Annotated in this window: 10 protein-coding genes, 1 tRNA gene and 4 pseudogenes; 8 read left to right on the plus strand and 7 right to left on the minus strand. The window is 37.6% G+C overall.

Annotated elements, in window-relative coordinates:
- Positions 1 to 54: 54 nt before the first annotated feature.
- Entirely contained in the window at positions 55 to 2,316 is a 2,262-nt protein-coding gene (locus tag N824_RS03535; protein ID WP_048903776.1) for a GH92 family glycosyl hydrolase, read from the plus strand.
- Between the two features lie 55 nt (positions 2,317 to 2,371).
- Positions 2,372 to 3,736 (plus strand): annotated as a pseudogene (locus N824_RS03540) (glycoside hydrolase family 125 protein).
- Between the two features lie 73 nt (positions 3,737 to 3,809).
- On the opposite strand, the gene N824_RS03545 reads toward N824_RS03540, so the two are convergent.
- A complete protein-coding gene (locus N824_RS03545; RefSeq protein ID WP_048903777.1) occupies positions 3,810 to 5,000 on the minus strand; it encodes an ROK family protein in 1,191 nt (396 codons plus the stop codon).
- A gap of 261 nt (positions 5,001 to 5,261) precedes the next feature.
- Here N824_RS03545 and N824_RS03550 point away from each other — a divergent pair, with 261 nt between their 5' ends.
- From N824_RS03550 to N824_RS03560, 3 genes and pseudogenes are all read left to right on the plus strand, one after another.
- Entirely contained in the window at positions 5,262 to 6,344 is a 1,083-nt protein-coding gene (locus N824_RS03550; protein WP_200869808.1) for a glycoside hydrolase family protein, read from the plus strand.
- Positions 6,345 to 6,991: 647 nt separating this feature from the next.
- A pseudogene (locus N824_RS38195) lies at positions 6,992 to 7,927 on the plus strand (sensor histidine kinase).
- Positions 7,921 to 8,169 (plus strand): response regulator, encoded by a 249-nt coding sequence (locus N824_RS03560; RefSeq protein ID WP_255327409.1) that lies wholly within the window; start codon positions 7,921 to 7,923, stop codon positions 8,167 to 8,169. Before N824_RS38195 ends, N824_RS03560 begins: the two are co-directional and overlap by 7 nt.
- Positions 8,170 to 8,173: 4 nt before the next feature.
- Here N824_RS03560 and N824_RS03565 read toward each other — a convergent pair.
- From N824_RS03565 to N824_RS03585, 5 genes and pseudogenes are all read right to left on the minus strand, one after another.
- Positions 8,174 to 8,716: pseudogene (locus tag N824_RS03565) on the minus strand (outer membrane beta-barrel protein).
- Positions 8,628 to 10,595: pseudogene (locus N824_RS03570) on the minus strand (outer membrane beta-barrel protein). Before N824_RS03570 ends, N824_RS03565 begins: the two co-directional pseudogenes overlap by 89 nt.
- Positions 10,596 to 10,635: 40 nt before the next feature.
- A complete protein-coding gene (locus N824_RS03575; protein WP_048903782.1) occupies positions 10,636 to 11,733 on the minus strand; it encodes a serine hydrolase in 1,098 nt (365 codons plus the stop codon).
- Positions 11,733 to 12,473 (minus strand): head GIN domain-containing protein, encoded by a 741-nt coding sequence (locus tag N824_RS03580; protein ID WP_048903783.1) that lies wholly within the window; start codon positions 12,471 to 12,473, stop codon positions 11,733 to 11,735. The genes N824_RS03575 and N824_RS03580 overlap by 1 nt, the downstream gene beginning before the upstream one ends.
- A gap of 45 nt (positions 12,474 to 12,518) precedes the next feature.
- Positions 12,519 to 13,226, minus strand: coding sequence for a DUF2490 domain-containing protein (locus N824_RS03585; RefSeq protein ID WP_048903784.1), 708 nt, complete (start codon positions 13,224 to 13,226; stop codon positions 12,519 to 12,521).
- A gap of 325 nt (positions 13,227 to 13,551) precedes the next feature.
- Between N824_RS03585 and N824_RS03590 the strand changes: the two genes are divergently transcribed.
- The 3 genes from N824_RS03590 to N824_RS03600 all read left to right on the plus strand — a co-directional run bounded on the left by N824_RS03590 (position 13,552) and on the right by N824_RS03600 (position 14,836).
- Positions 13,552 to 13,625, plus strand: a tRNA-Ala gene (locus tag N824_RS03590).
- 114 nt (positions 13,626 to 13,739) lie between these two features.
- Positions 13,740 to 14,141: a hypothetical protein gene (locus N824_RS03595; RefSeq protein ID WP_048903785.1), complete on the plus strand. Its 402-nt coding sequence runs from the start codon at positions 13,740 to 13,742 to the stop codon at positions 14,139 to 14,141.
- Positions 14,142 to 14,143: 2 nt separating this feature from the next.
- The gene (locus N824_RS03600; protein WP_052334047.1) at positions 14,144 to 14,836 is read left to right on the plus strand and encodes an IS3 family transposase; all 693 of its coding nucleotides are present in this window, start codon (positions 14,144 to 14,146) and stop codon (positions 14,834 to 14,836) included.
- Between the two features lie 1,188 nt (positions 14,837 to 16,024).
- On the opposite strand, the gene N824_RS03610 is transcribed toward N824_RS03600, so the two are convergent.
- On the minus strand, positions 16,025 to 16,516 hold the full coding sequence (locus tag N824_RS03610) for a hypothetical protein (protein WP_048903787.1): 492 nt from the start codon (positions 16,514 to 16,516) through the stop codon (positions 16,025 to 16,027).
- Positions 16,517 to 16,582 lie beyond the last annotated feature (66 nt).

Raw genomic sequence — 16,582 nt, forward strand, 5'->3', positions numbered from 1 at the left:
TTTAAACCAAATATAAAACCCCTTAGATAGGTAATAAGGGAGAACCACACAAACATGAAACTAAAAACTATTTTAATCGCATTTGTATTGCTACTCAACGTCGCATTTGCGCAGCAGCCAGATCTGGTGCAATACGTAAATACCCTGCAAGGCACCAATTCTAAACATGAACTTACAAGGGGTAATACATACCCCACAACAGCGCTGCCTTTTGGCATGCATACATGGACCCCACAAACGGGTAACAATGGAGATGGCTGGAAATACCAATATTTTAAGAAAACCATTCGCGGTTTTCAACAAGCCCATCAATGTAGTTCGTGGACAAATGATTATTGTGTATTTTCCTTAATGCCCGTTACAGGAAAGCTCACTGTAAATGAAAATGATCGCCAGACGAGTTTTGACCACAAGAATGAAACTGCTAAACCTAATTACTACAAGGTAAAACTCGATAATAATATTGTAACTGAAATAGCTCCAACAGAAAGGGGAGCCCATCTGCGTTTTACTTTTCCTAAGAATGGTAAAAGCTACCTTGTCTTGGATGGATACACCGGTTTAAGTGGGGTAAAGATCTATCCTAAAGAAAAAAAAATCACCGGGTATGTTCATAACGGCCGCATAAGAGACAGCCTGAATAGCTATTTCGAAATTATTTTTGACAAGCCATTTGTAAAGTATGGTACCTGGGATAACACTAATAACACAATATCAGAAGGTACATTAACAGCACAAGGTAAAGGGAAGGGTGCCTATGTCGAATTTAAACAGGGCGAAATCGTACAAGCAAAAACGGCCTCATCCTACATCAGTGAAGATCAGGCAAGCTTAACTTTGAAAAGAGAGCTAGGCAAGTTTAAAACCCTGGATCAAACAAAAGCTGCGGGCGCAAAAATATGGAATGACCACTTGGGTAAAATCCTGGTTGAAGGCGGATCGGAAGAGGATAAAGCTACATTCTATTCTTGCTATTTCAGAGCAAGTTTGTTTTCAAGACAATTCTTTGAATATGATAAAGATGGCAAACCATATTATTTTAGTCCGTATGATGGTAAAGTACATCAAGGATATATGTTCACTGACACGGGTTTCTGGGACACCTTCCGTGCCCAATTTCCATTAAATACCATTATGCAGCCTACAATGCATGGCCGTTACATGCAGGCAATGTTGGATGCGCAGGAGCAATGCGGATGGCTTCCATCCTGGTCATTCCCCGGAGAGGGTGGAAGTATGATTGGTAATCACGCCATTTCTTTATTGGCTGATGCCTGGGCAAAAGGGATCAAAACATTTAATCCGGAACAAGCACTAAAAGCATACCTTCATGAGGCAACCAATAAAGGTCCGTGGGGACCTGCCAACGGTCGTCATGGTTGGAAAGAATATTACGAACTGGGCTATGTCCCCTATCCGGAATACAGAGAAGCCACAGCAAAAACGCTGGAATACGCTTACGATGATTTTTGTGGCTATAACCTGGCAAAAATGACCAATAACGATTTCTATGCTGATGTATTTAGCCGGCAAATGTATAACTATAAAAACGTTTACGATCCAGGTACGCGCTTTATGCGTGGTAAACAAAAGGATGGCAAATGGGTGCCTAATTTTGACCCAATTGAATGGGGTGGTCCTTTTACTGAAGGTAACGCATGGCACTATCAGTGGTCGGTGTTTCAAGACGTTCAGGGGCTAATCAATCTGATGAAAGGCGAACAAAATTTTACTGCTAAACTGGATTCTGTATTTACAGAGCCCAACAAAGTTAAAGTAGGTACTTATGGCGGCTTGATCCACGAAATGACAGAGATGGTGATGGCCAATCTTGGTCAGTACGCACATGGTAACCAACCTATACAGCATATGATTTACCTATATAATTATGCTGGTGAACCGTGGAAAGCACAATTCCATGCACGCGATGTAATGTATAAACTTTACAATTCTACAGAAAATGGATATCCTGGCGATGAAGATCAGGGCCAAACTTCTTCATGGTATGTATTAAGTGCTATGGGTTTTTATAGCGTTTGTCCGGGTACAGATCAATATGTTATTGGCAGTCCGATGTTCAAAAAAATTACAATTAGTCTGGAAAATGGTAAGAAATTTATCATAGAGGGAAACAACAATAACAAAGAAAACTTTTACATTAGTGCAGCAACGCTGAACGGGAAAACATATACCAAAAACTATATCACACATAGTGACATTACCAATGGGGGTATATTGAAATTTGAAATGAGTAATAAACCAAATCTGCAAAGAGGCCTTTCTGGTGATGATAAGCCTTTTTCTTTATCAAAATAAAACAATGAAACGAAGAATCTTTTTACAAAACACCGGGTTATTGGCAGCCGGACTTATGGTAGATAAAGTATCATTTGCTGCGGCACCTGATTTCCCTATTGTCAGAGTACCTGAATCAAAAAGACACTTCCAAAGTAAAGCTGTGGAAAGTGCAATCGCTGAATTCAAAAAGAATGTCAAAAACAAGGAATTAGGATGGTTATTTGAAAATTGTTTTMYTWWKAYWWNAGAWAMWRSMKTAWCWTMWMCRGARMRRMMTSKTWRNCNWGATWYKKWCGTAATCACCGGTGATATCGATGCGATGTGGTTGCGCGATAGTACCGCTCAGGTAACACCTTATTTATCGCTTGTAAAGGATGATAAAAAGCTGCATGATATGATTGCAGGTGTAATTAACCATCAGGTAAAATGCATTCATAAAGATCCATATGCGAATGCATTTTATGGTGATGAAACGAAAGAAGGGGMKYKKMMRAYCGATATTACCGATATGAAACCCGGTATTCATGAGCGCAAATGGGAAATTGATTCATTATGTTACCCAATCCGTTTAAGTTATCAATACTGGAAGTTAACTAAAGATACAGCGCCATTTGACACTACCTGGAGAGATGCAATTGCTTTAATTGTGAAGACTTTTAAAGAGCAGCAAAGAAAAGACGGTCTGGGACCATATCATTTCCAGCGCAAAACATCCTGGGCTACTGATGGAGTGCCATTAAGCGGTTACGGATATCCAGTAAAACCAGTTGGTTTAATCTGCTCTTCTTTCCGTCCTAGTGACGATGCAACCATATATAACTTCCTTGTTCCTTCTAATTTCTTTGCAGTTATCAGTTTAAAACAGGCAGCAGAAATATTGAAGGCAGTAAATAAAGATACTGCCCTTGCAGATGAATGTATTGCTTTAGCAACTGAAGTTGAAAACGCATTGCAGAAATATGCTATTGTAACACACCCTCAATTTGGTAAAGTATATGCATTTGAGGTAAATGGTTATGGCAGTTTCAATATTATGGACGATGCTAACGTACCAAGTTTATTGGCACTTCCTTATTTGGGAGCAGTAAAACCTAATGATCCGGTATACATTAATACACGCAAACTAATTCTTTCATTAGAAAACCCTTTCTATTTTGAAGGTAAGGCTGGAAAGGGAATTGGTAGTCCACATACAGGATTAGATAAGATCTGGCCAATTAGTGTTGTAATGAGGGGGTTAACGAGTAACAATGACGCAGAAATTAAGCAATGTTTGCAAACATTGCAAAGCTGTCATGGTGGCACAGGATTTATGCACGAATCTTTTAATAAAAACGATGCTAAAGATTTTACCAGATCCTGGTTTGCATGGTCAAACACAATTTTTGGTGAGCTGCTCTGGAAAATTTACAAAGAAAAACCACACCTTTTGGTATAGGTTATAAATAACGATCTAAATAAAAGGGAGTGGAACGGCTCCCTTTTCGATGATACATAAAACAGTAGTTTGATTAGGCGAAATCGCAATTTTCTACTACAAGAGTTGCCGCACCTAAAAGTTCAGATTGTGATGCAAGACTCGAAACTTTTATTTCGGTATGGTCAGCTAATCTGGGGATACAGAATTCATTTATAGCTTGTTGTATTGGGGCCATTAAGAATTTACCAGCTGCCGCGCCTCGCCCACTTAACACTATAAGTTCGGGATTCATAATATGAATTAGTGTAGCAATCCCTTTTCCTATTAAAAAGGCAGCATCAGAAAGTATAGAGAGTGCTAAAGGATCTCCGGCCCTTGCTGCATCCAGAAAATGATCTCCTTGTAATCTCGATTCATCTTTGAATAAATTCTCCATACTAGAGCTTATACCATTAGCCATTTCAGATCTTGCCCTTTCAACCAGGACCAGTAAAGAGGTGTCAACCTCTAAACAACCTCTTTTACCGCATGAGCACAATTTGTTGCTTTGAGATAAGGGTATGTGGCTAAATTCACCCGCATAACCATTGTGCCCTTTAAAAAGATTTCCGTTAATGATCATTCCAAGACCTATTCCCCACCCAATATTTACGACCATAATATCATCGTAGCCTTTCCCCATCCCAAATTTCAATTCGGCGAAGGCAATTAAACTAGAGTCATTTTCAATAAATACGGGTAAACCAATTGACTTCTTTAGGTGACCTGTTAAGCTTTTTTCGTCCGGGGATTTAAGGAAAGTATGGTTAACTCCATGTTCTGCATTCACAAAACCTGGCATTCCAATCCCAATTCCAAGGAACTGCTCTGAGGGAATTCCGGAAAGCGATATGTTTGATTTGATGAATTGTACCAATTTGGGCAATGCATCGGTGTCATCCACCAGGTTGAGCGGGAGTGTGTAAGTTATGTTTTGAGGTTTATTTAGTAAATCATAAATAACCATGCGTGTGACTAACTGATCCATAGCAACAGCAATGATATACATTTGCTTTTGTGGGTTCAATGAAAAAGTTAAGGGTCTGCGACCGCCACTTGAGGGGGCAAGGCCATGTTCTAGAACATAACCGTCTTTTACCAAGTCACTCACCGCATTGGTAATTAGTGGTAAGCTCTTATGACTAAGAGAACTTAATTCAGTTAAGGTAAGCATCTTGCTGTAATACAGCTGTTTGATCACTTCTTTTCTTAAAATGCGGTATTTTCTAATTGTTGCAGTCATGATACATGTTTTCCATAGGCCGGTAGCGCCAAGAGTATGCCAGTTAAAATATTAATGCGCATAAGACTAAGGATAGCCGTTTAATTTATTATTGGGTTATTGTTGTTCATAAATGAACACGCATTGTGCGATTTGGGACAGCTCAATCGTTCCAGCACTTTGCGTTGTCTAAAATAATGAAAATTATTATCTCCAAGGATAATTGTTAGTATATTTATCGCATCCCACTAAATTAGGGCACTAACCAGTTCAATTTACCGTATGATCCACCTTACAAGACGAAACTTTCTTAAAGGAGCCGCAGGCTTAACTACAGGTCTCCTAATCAGCGATACTTTACTTGGACAGGATGATAATAAAGAACTTTCATTTCCTGAAAGAATGCTTCCAGCCCCTGTAAAAGGTGGTTTTGCTATGGATGATTACTGGGTCTGGGATCCTTCTGTTGTTAAAGGAGAGGATGGTTTGTATCACATGTTTGCCTCCAGGTGGTCTAAAGAGTATGGCTTTGGCAATTGGGTTACGAATTCTGAAATTGTAAGAGCTGTATCCAAAACGCCTGCAGGCCCTTATAACTTTGCCGAAGTTGTTCTGCCTGCAAGGGGTAAGCAGTTTTTTGATGGTTGTGTAACACACAATGCACGTATTGTGAAAAACGGAGAATACTTTGTGCTTTATTATTTCGGCAATCATTATACCGATCCTGCACCAAAACCTGGCGATGATGTATGGGATAACGGATTAGGACAAAGGGCCTGGATGAATAAGCGTATAGGTATGGCATGGTCTAAGTCTGTTTATGGACCATGGACAAGGAGCGATAAGCCCATTCTCGAACCTAGACCTGGCCACTGGGATGCATCAATTACCTCTAATCCATCACCCGTAGTGCTACCAGATGGAGGGGTTTATTTAATGTACAAATCCTCTCAAAAGAACTATGATCCGCCGTTATTGCTTGGTGCTGCAGGAGCTAAGACATTTCGGGGGCCTTATAAGCGTTTGTCAGATAAACCGCTGTTTGAATTCCATACAGCAGGACAAATGGATAATGATGTTGAAGATCCGTTTGTATGGTGGGCTAAGGACCACTATGAACTGATCATGAAAGATCGTTTTGGACATATTTGTGGCGAAGAGGGCGGTGGCATTCATGCATTATCTAAGGATGGAATAAAATGGGATCTTGCGAATCCAGTAAAAGCCTATTCTAGAAATGTTACATGGGACGACGGAACCACTACAAAACAGGGCAATTTTGAAAGACCATTTTTACTATTTGAAGATGAAAACCTACCCACTTATTTGCTGCTACCGGTGCCGGTAGCAGGCCTTATCAACTAGAAAGATCATGGAATATGGTTATTCCATTAAAATAGGTATCTTTAGAATCTTATTAGCGCCTAATAGTGAACGATTTATCTATATTTAACTGGTCTCTCAAAAGAACGTTGCTCAACGTCTCAGACCCTATTGAAAGAGCCAAAATAACTGTATTCTTCATTGTTTTACTATTAAATTTTCCAAAAATTGCACTATCAGTTACCGATCATTTAATTAGTCATAGCTACGATAAACTTATTGGCGACTCAATTTCATTTCTGGTCTCAATTGTGGTAATTAAGCTATTACTCTCCAGGCCAGATACTGTAAAAATATTAATACACATTGCGTTAATAGCAATTACAAGCTATATCATAAGGAATTTATTTTTTCATAAAGTAGGCATTCCAATAATGCAACATATTTTTATGGCAATGACCTTCAGTTTTTATGGACTTGGTCGTCGTTGGGGTATTCTCTACTGTTCAATATTTACGGTAACGATGTGCTTAGCACTTATTAATCGTGGAGGCAATTTTATAGTTCTTAGTAGTCAATATGATAATCATACTATATCAATACTCATAATAGGAATTAATTTCATTGCCATAGCAGCATCTCACTATTACTTTTATGCTGTTCTCTACGGTACACTTAATGAGAAAAAGATGCTTAACGAAGAACTGCAGCTTACGGTTAAGTCTAAAACAGATTTTCTTTCCACGATGTCTCATGAGCTCAGAACGCCCCTGAATTCTGTGATCGGAATGTCTAACGTTTTGCTAAACGATAAACCAAATAAAGAACAAAAAGAAAGTCTGGATGTGCTTAAGTTCTCTGCTGAAAGCTTGTTGTCGTTAATAAACAATATTTTAGATTTTAATAAAATAGACTCGGGGAAAATAGAGTTAGAATCGATTCCTTTTGATATCTCTACTCTGATCAGAAATGCCTGCGCCGGATTCGGATCAAAGGCGGGAGAAAAGAGACTTAATTATCATGTTCAAATAGATACCCAAATTGGAAAACAACAAGTAATTGGAGACCCAACAAGGCTTGTTCAGATCATCTTTAATCTAGTAAGTAACGCCATTAAGTTTACCCAAAAGGGGATGGTAGAGGTGCGCGCCATAGTAAGAAGGAAAAACCAGGAAGGTATTGTAATAAGGTTTTCTGTTAAAGATACGGGCATGGGAATCAGTCCTGAAAAGCAAAAAATAATTTTCGAACCTTTCTTACAAGCATCAAAAAGTATTACCAGAAATTTTGGTGGTACAGGATTAGGCCTTTCTATCGTAAAGCACTTGTTAGAACAGATGGGTAGTAAAATAATGATAGATAGTGAGGTGGGTAAAGGAACTCGCTTTTATTTTGATATTAAATATGCAACAACTGAGCTAGTTGCTAATCCAGTTAAAGAAGTAAAGCAAAAAGAGGTAAATATTGWTSANGCTWRWAAKWMWKMTWNNCGARRATWATKNCYAKRAATWTNTKGTKSWWSARRAWNTWGKYSTYKMKMTSGWAWANCWCWWRTTAKARYMGMYGRRWAKKRMNAAKARKSATNNTTARGTYKSYTWWYGMMMRCYNTTTNGATSWAATCTTAATGGATTTGAATATGCCTGTGATGGATGGATATGCCGCAACTAAAATGATTAGAGAAATTGTAGATTCCACTAAATCAAATGTTCATATCATCGCACTTACAGCCTCGGCCTCTGATGAGGTAAGAGAGAAAATAGAACAGTACAAAATGGATGATTACTTAAGTAAACCTTTTCAGCCAGAAGAATTAAGAGGGAAGTTGCAAATTGTCCAGGAACGTATAGCAAATTTTAATTCCCTGTAACCACTTAGTTTCGGCCTCTTTCATCTTCATTTCCTGTTTGATGATCCTTGGCTTTTGCTTCCTTATTTCCAAAACGATAGCTAAGACTTAACTGTGCATATCTATTGATTTGAAAATTGGTGAACTTTTGCTTAACTCCATTTACAACAGTTGTTACGGCCACGGCACTACTTCTAAAAACATCATTTACGTTTAATGTGATGTTCAGATTTTTTTTAAGCGCTAAAGCTGTCAACCCCAAGTCTAATTTGTAGTAGGAATCAGACTTTCCAATATGATTAACTTCTGGAAACTGATACCAGAAATTAGCTGCTGCAGCAAAAGTTTTATTTGCATTAAAATAAACTGTATTGTTAGTGGCCAAATACAAACCATAGCCTTTAACGTCATTAAAACTATTGTTATTAGAATAGGCGTTTGTACGGTAAAATGTTGCCTGATTGTTGTTTTCCAGCCAACTAACACCAGTTAAAGAGAAACTCTCTGAAATCCCATACCTGTAGGTTTTKANASAAMTYKAWRKKMSTWKTATATWCTRGMTKWRKATMAGGRYTTSYTATYNGYMAMATRSYKANAATSSRYTWTYSKTKWYKTTTRWRAAMATGRRASAASTYNAAWKTWCTWTTRTAWWCWKGMKRMARMTMRRRATTRNCNTRTYMNTAKNCTRKMTGMMGNTAARKAYTGMYYTSTYMKYAGCYAWATGCCGTAAATAATGATTTAAAAGGGTTTAAATTCCAAAAAGAAGGTCGGTTAATACGTCTTCCAAAAGAAAAGGAAAGCCCATTGTCGGCATTTGGCTGATAAGAAATCAGTAAGGAGGGAAAAAGCTTAAGGTAATCTACTTCTGTGTGCTGGTCAATGGTGTGAGAATACCCCTGAGTTTGTGTGAGCTCTGCTCTTAAGCCACCCTGGTATTTCCATTTACCCTTTTCTCCGTTAAAGTTTGCATATAGCGACTGAGTATTCTCTTTATAATCGAATTCGTTACTTAAATTGGTATCGTAAACCTGTTCGCTATTGATTTTTCTATAGTAAAAGGCATTGCTATAATTATCAATAAAGCTTAATTTACCACCAAAGGCCCAGATACCTATAGCTGATGGTATTTCGGTGTCAGCTTTGAAGGTGTACACATTTATATTTTGTTTATTAGTGTCGTAATAGCGTGTATTGTTTATTGGAACACCTGAATTGGGCAGATAACTTTTACTTTCAAAATCAGACTTGTCTGTGCGATAGTAGTTGTAGTAATCCGCATTCAGCAGAAGTTTTTTTCCTGTGCTATCAAAATTAATAGCTGTATGAACGTTAATCGAGTTGCTCATTGCAATAGGATGGTAGGTAGCATAAGTTCTCAGGGTAGAATCTAAATTTCCTGTAGAATTATTAAAAATGGGATTGTTTACATGATCTGAGCCATCATAAACATTTCTGCCACCCAGGTAGGAGAAGCCTATTGATGTTTTGGGGCTAACAATAAAATCTGCCCCTGCAATTAGATTGATATTCCGATAAGTATAATTTCCTGTGTCGGTCTGCTTCCATGTTTGCTTAGGGTAATATAGGTCTGTCTGAAACCCTTCAAGATGATGATCCTGATCAAGGTTTAAAGTTCCGTATATAGAAACTTTTTCGGAGTTGTAATTTAGATTGCCACTACCGTTTAGGGCATAAAAATTACTTATGCCATAAATGGTCTTTTGGTCGTGAATCCAATGTTTACCGCTAGTTTGTATATTCCCTGAATAGCCTTGTTTCTTACTTTGCTTGGTTACAATATTTATGATGCCCGCATTTCCTTCGGCATCAAAATTGGCTGAAGGGTTCTTCAGTAGTTCAATTTTAGAAATCTGATTTGCCGACATAGATTTTAGATACCTCATTAAATCAAGCCCGGTTAGTTGAATCAATTGACCGTTCACCATTATTTTAAGCAGGCCCTTTCCTGCGCTTGATATTTCATTGTTATTAACCATAACTCCCGGAATCTGGCTTACAGCTGTAAGTCCATCAGATCCTGTTGCAGTAATGCTATTTGAAACATTATAGGTTAGTTTCTCTGAGTTGTTTTCTAAAGTCGATTTATTGGAAATAACGTTCACCTCATTTAACACTGTACTAGCCTGTTTTAAAATGATTTTTAAAGTAGTATCTCGGGTGATCAGAATGTTTAACTCGGTTTTATGATAACCGGTAAAGGAGGCGGTTATTGAATAATTCCCACCTTTTAGATTGCTAAAAGTAAAAGCGCCAACACTATCTGTTGTTAAAGATTGCTTTTGATTAGTACTTAAATTAATTAGGGTTACACCGGAATTGGGTAAAGAAAGCAGTGAGGCATCATTTACAGTTCCTGTAAGTTTAACTTGAGCCCAAAGGGTGGTGTTAATAGTTAACAGAAAAATGGCAGCGGAGAAGAATTTCAAGTTTGAGAGTTTAAGGTTAAGTTGTATAAGGTTTACTAGACTACATTCTATTTTCAATTGTTTTTATCAGTTTTTCAAGAAGTTTAAATATTCCATCTAAAGCGTTCTCTGTTGCAGAGTTAGCCATAATGATATAGGCTACATTTTTATCCTTGTTAATCAAGGTATAACAATAAAATGTACCTGCAGAACCCGCGTGTTCAGATGAGTGCTTGTCTGGTTTATTTACATTAAGCCATCCTATAGCATAATCCTTTAATCCATAATGCAGATAATTATAAGTCTCTGACTTTAAAAGATTGTTCTTACCCCTTAATCCCGACAAGTTTAGCTGAATAAATTTAATATAATCGCTGATAGGCATGCTGATGTCTCCGGCTGGTTCAATAAGATTTAAGTTGTAATCAGTATGAGGAGATAGGGGAGTCAGTTTATTGTTCTCCATCCAATGTCCCCAAGGTTGATTCACGTCGGTTCTGTTTGGCCATCCCAATTTATAGTTTAGATGAAGTTTTTTGGAAAGGACTTCGTCTAGTAACCGTTCCCATGTTTTTCCGCTAGCTTTTTCAAGCATGGCAGTGGCAACACTGTACCCAGCATTAGAGTAATTATAGGTTTCGTTATTTTTTTCGAGCGCATCATTGCTGATCAGGTATTTTACAAACAATTTACGCTGCTCATCTTTGGTTCCGGTAAATTTGGGTAAGGATTGAAACTCAGTCCCGCTGTTGTAGGGTTTAATGAACGCTCTGTGCGATAATAAGTCGAGCAACGTGACTTCATAAAATGCAGGGTTGGCCTCTTTTTTCCATTCCGGGAAGAGTGTAAAAAACTTTGTGGTCCAGCTGATCTTTTTGTTTTCTACCAGATAACCTGCAATAAAAGCTGTTATTGCTTTTGTATTTGAGCCCAGATGAAAATAATCATCATTGTTAGCTTTTGTTTCCTCATTTTGAACATCAGATCTCCTAAAGCCCAATATATTTTTCACCAGTACGCTGTCGGCGGTAAGGGCAGCATAACTTAGCTCAGGTATTTCATTTTTAACCCTTATACTATCAGCAAAATGAGCTAAATCCTGACCCTTTGATGAGGAAAAGAGAAAAACAAGAATAAAAACTGATAAGACTTGCTTCATTACAGCTCGCTTACTCCACCAGATCCAATCACGGTTTTTTCTATAGTAGGATTTCCAGTGTAATAAACATTCCCAGAACCGCTAATGAATGCTTTAATGGTGCCATCCGTTTTAATGCTAACAGTGCCTGATCCACTAATCCTTGTTGATAGTCTATTGGTTACTAAGGTTTTCCCGTTTAAATTTCCTGATCCACTGATCGTAATTTGCGCTGCATCTGTTTTACCGCTTATGTTTAGGTTCCCAGAACCACTGATAACGCCGGTTAGCTTATCTACATCAATATTTGCTTTGATACTGCCAGAACCACTTAGTGTGGATGTAAATTCTCCACTGGTTAACGCACCCGATACAATTATGCTTCCATTTCCGCTCATGGTTAAACTGGTGATGTCTTTTGCTGTTACATATGCAGTAATGGTTTTGCCTTCATATTTTTTTGCCCAGCTTGTCCAACTGTTCTTTGGGCGAATTACCAGGACGTTGCCCTTAACTTCACTTATTAGTGTAGAAATTGCCTCTGCATCCCCTTCAAATTTTAAGCTTTCGGTACTGCCCATTTTAATCACCACATTAATAGGCCCACCCGCGGCAACACCCGTAAAGTTTTTTACATTTCTTTCATCAAAAGAAGGGACATCTATCTTAGCAAAAGGAGGGAAGGTCGAATTATTATTATTAGAAATTGCATTGAAGCCAATGGTACAGAATAAGGCAGCAAACAGAAATGTCTTCTTCATCTTTATCTTTTTAAATTTTATATGTCTAAATAAACGAATTAATAGCTAAAACCTTGTGTAAAGGGCAAGTTGGATTACATTGTTCATTGTAGAGGCATTTAGCCCCTTGGAAGTTTGATTCAGATAGCCAGCTTCAATATCCACTTTTTTACTTAATCTATATCCTGCTGCGGCGTAGGCACGATTTTGATCAAATACATGGCCATTTAATTCGTCTTTATTTTGAAGGTTCAGAAATACTTCATTTTGTAGGGCTACAAATGGTCCTTTCTCAAAATCGTTTTGTCCTTTTTTTAAGGGAATAATAAACCTTAAAAAATACCTGAAGCGTTGCGAAAACAGATCACCCGTTCCGTTTCTTTCTATAAAACGTTGTTCTGTTCTGAACCTGTGGCTAGTAAGAATTGTGCTAATTTTGTGTTTATAAATATATTGCTGCCATATCCTGTGTTCAGTTAATTTATTGTCACTGGCACCTATTGACTGGGTAAAGGTTTCATTTAATAAGTAGCCCAATGTCACTTCATTTTTATTATTAATGTAGTAGGTTAAGCCGGGCCTGAACATGAAATTTCTTAACTGTTCCCAGTTGTCGGCAGTTCTTAGTTGAACATCAAGATTGGCACCCCATTTGTTATTTATTTTAGTGGTGTTCATTAAAAATAACCAACCGCTGTTTTGTTGTATGGTCTGGGCAATACCGGCAGTACAAAATAGGCTTAATGCGGTGAGTAGAAATAAGGAAAGGCGCATAAAAATATTGTTCTATTTGTGTGTGCTGCTAAAATAGGAACAATATTTAAAAGTCCAACGCCCTAATAGATACAAGTAGTCTTAAAATGTCATTTAAGAGAGATGTAAAGCGCATGTTACGAATTAATTACATTTTTGCGCATTAGATGCTGTTAAAGAATTACATTATTTTTATTGTGACTAGCGGAATGAGGGGGATCGAGTAGGAGAAGCTGAAGGTGCCCAAGAGATTTTAAATTCATCTATTTCGTTATTTAATTTGCAGGGTTTCTAAAATTAATTACTTTTGCCCCACTCTGGTAGTTTTCGAACTACTATTAGCCAAGGGGGATTAGCTCAGCTGGCTAGAGCGCTTGCCTGGCAGGCAAGAGGTCAGCGGTTCGACTCCGCTATTCTCCACCCTTAGAAAGCCTTTCAGTTAATTCTGAGAGGCTTTTTTTGTTGTTTTACATTTAGAGCATACATGGGTGTCTGTCTTGTCCTGCTATAGCTTGTCATTAAAGCAGCACAAGTATGAAAGCAAAAACAGAAAAAAAGGCAAAAGTTACCCTTAAGAATCGCCAGCCATGGGGAAGGCTAGATGAGAAAATCAAAGAGAAAATTGTCGAAGAACTTCAGACAGGATTACTCACTCAACGTGGGGCAAGTAAAAAATACGGCATAGCTAAAAGCACTATAGGTCTATGGCGTGTTAAGCATAATTTAGTTACCTTGTTTGACAGGCAAGGTCTTAATAGGCTTCTAGCGATGAATGAATCCCAGGAATCAAAATTACTGTTAAAGAAGATAGAGAAATTAACTAAGGCTTTAGCAGAGGCACAATTCAAGAACGTTGCATTGGAAACCATGATTGAGGTCGCAGAAAGTGAACTTCACATCAAAATTCGAAAAAAGCGTGGTACCAAACAATCTTAAGAATGAGGCAAAATCTACCTGGTAATAGCCTTGTAGATTTTTGTGCATTGTTTGGTGTAAGCCGTCAGACATATTATTTGGCTCATCATAAAGCTGCCCGAACCAATATAGCACATATAGTGGTTTTGACGTTGGTTCGCGAGTTCCGTGCTGAAATGCCAATGCTAGGTACAAGAAAACTACTGTATCTGCTTATTCCGGAAATGGAGAAACACGACATAAAAATGGGAAGAGATCTCCTGTATGATCTTCTGCGTTTTCATGGTCTGCTCATACGTAGAAGAAAACGAATGGTTAAAACAACAGATTCTCATCACTGGCTCAGAAAATACCCTAATTTGATTAAACATATTGTGCTATCAGCTCCAGAACAACTATGGGTAAGCGATATCACGTATATACGTACATTGGAAGGATTTAGCTACCTGAGCTTAATCATGGATGCGTACTCTCGAAAGATTGTCGGCTTTGCACTACACCCAAATTTGGAAGCCGTTGGCTGTATCGCGGCTTTAGAGATGGCCATTGAGTGTCGGGAAAGGAAGTCTCCATTTATTCTTATCCATCATTCTGACCGGGGAATGCAATATTGTTCTCAAAATTATACGGCCCTTCTAAACGAAGACCGAATTGCAATTAGCATGATGCAAAGTGGTAGTCCATATGAAAATGCGTATAAGTCAACTTATAAGTAAATTATGTTTGTGGGGTGTAGTAGGTCAAATCGAATTGGGTTATAAAGTGTATTTTGAACATAAGTGCTGTTGTTTCTTTTTGCATTTTTTGTCGATGATGAGTTTTTTTTTAGCCTCGTGATTTAAGGAAAAATAAATTATTTGTGCTAAGGTCGCCATCCCTTGACGTATGGGATCGCTTCACCAAAGTAGTATTCAAAAAATAGGTATCCCTCTCGGGAGCCTCCATATTTTTTTGAATCTCTATTTTGCCCTTAATACATTCGCCACTTAATTCGAAAAACAAAAATGGGCCAATTACAAATTTTCAATGCCTTTGTATGTGGTTAAAATGTTATATTAAATGTAGTGTTTATGGCGAAATAATATTTTTTAATGCCTAGTAACTAATTAAGGGAGCCTCCCTTAACACTATCCTATTACGATAAGCTAAAATTTTCTATGTTATGATAAATATGTAATTTGTTTTAAAAGATTTCGCGAGTTGATTAAAGCAAAAAATACAGGCTCTCCAGCATGACTGCCGGTTTTATTTTAAATCAGCAACCAACTTTGGTCTATTGTATTAAGTATAGTTTGTTGAATAGCGGATTCTTAAATGAACCTAAAGAAATAAGGCAAATACAAAAGTTTTTTGCAGATAAAGGCTGGAATTTTAATGCGAATTCCAGCCAGATTGCTTTAAAAAGGATGAATGATGTTATTGTGATCAAAAAATCTGGTAGCAAAGGAAATACAAATATTTATTCTGAGTTGAAATAGATTATTCGAAAAATGAGGTTCAGGGTGTACATTTCAACCCTGTCATAAAAAAAAGCATTGTGTGGATCACGGAAAGGATGGCATATTAAGCAGATCGCCAATATGCAAGAACGTGTAGTGTTCCTAGAGGATATGGTGAGCCGTGAAGGTGAACAGTAGAGGGTATGGAGTTCGTGCCAGTTCAATGAATCCAAGGATAACTATGGTAATTACGCGATCAAGCAGTTCAGTCTATTACAAAACGATATTCATTACCATTGATAGGTACCTTTGTGATCGGTGCCATCTTATATCTTCATCTTCAATTTTAGTGTAATATGTGCCTTCATGGTTTGCTGTAAAAGATTCTTACGAGTAAGAGTATAGGGTATTAAGGCTAAACAGAAGCACTGTGAGAAATATTTTCATTGTGTCATATGAAATTAGCTACCAATCTACCCTTTCAAATAATTCTTCATATATTTCAGACCCTCCTATAGTACCAATGGTATGTAGTTTGCCATCCTTTATCGTTAGTTTGTAGTTAACTTTCATTTTCTCAAAGCCATCAAATGCGGCATATTTTGCGAACTCCTGATAGTTCCCATCTTGTAGGGTATAGGTTCCTCCGGACGCTACAGTAACAATTTTTTTATTATTTAACTCAGGAATTTTTTTTTCAACTATCGCAACAAAATTCGTCGGGGTCAGTATTTTTCGTAAAAAAACGGATGTACTATCTGATATTATCATTTGTCCATTTTCATAAGTTATCTTTTGCCATATTAGTTTCCAGGTTCCAATATGTGCTGTGTTCTGGGATGAGGCTTTACGCTGGACTTTTGTTTTGGTTTGTTTTGGTTTCTTTGGCGTTTGAGCGAAGCTGTTGGCTCCAATAAGCATACTCAATAGTATAATTATAAGCAGTTTTCTTTTCATATTGGGATTAATTACTTGGTTATTATAAATATATCAACTACTTTCCATACACCAATGAAAAATGTT

The organism is Pedobacter sp. V48, from assembly GCF_000523515.1.
Classification (GTDB): Bacteria; Bacteroidota; Bacteroidia; order Sphingobacteriales; family Sphingobacteriaceae; genus Pedobacter.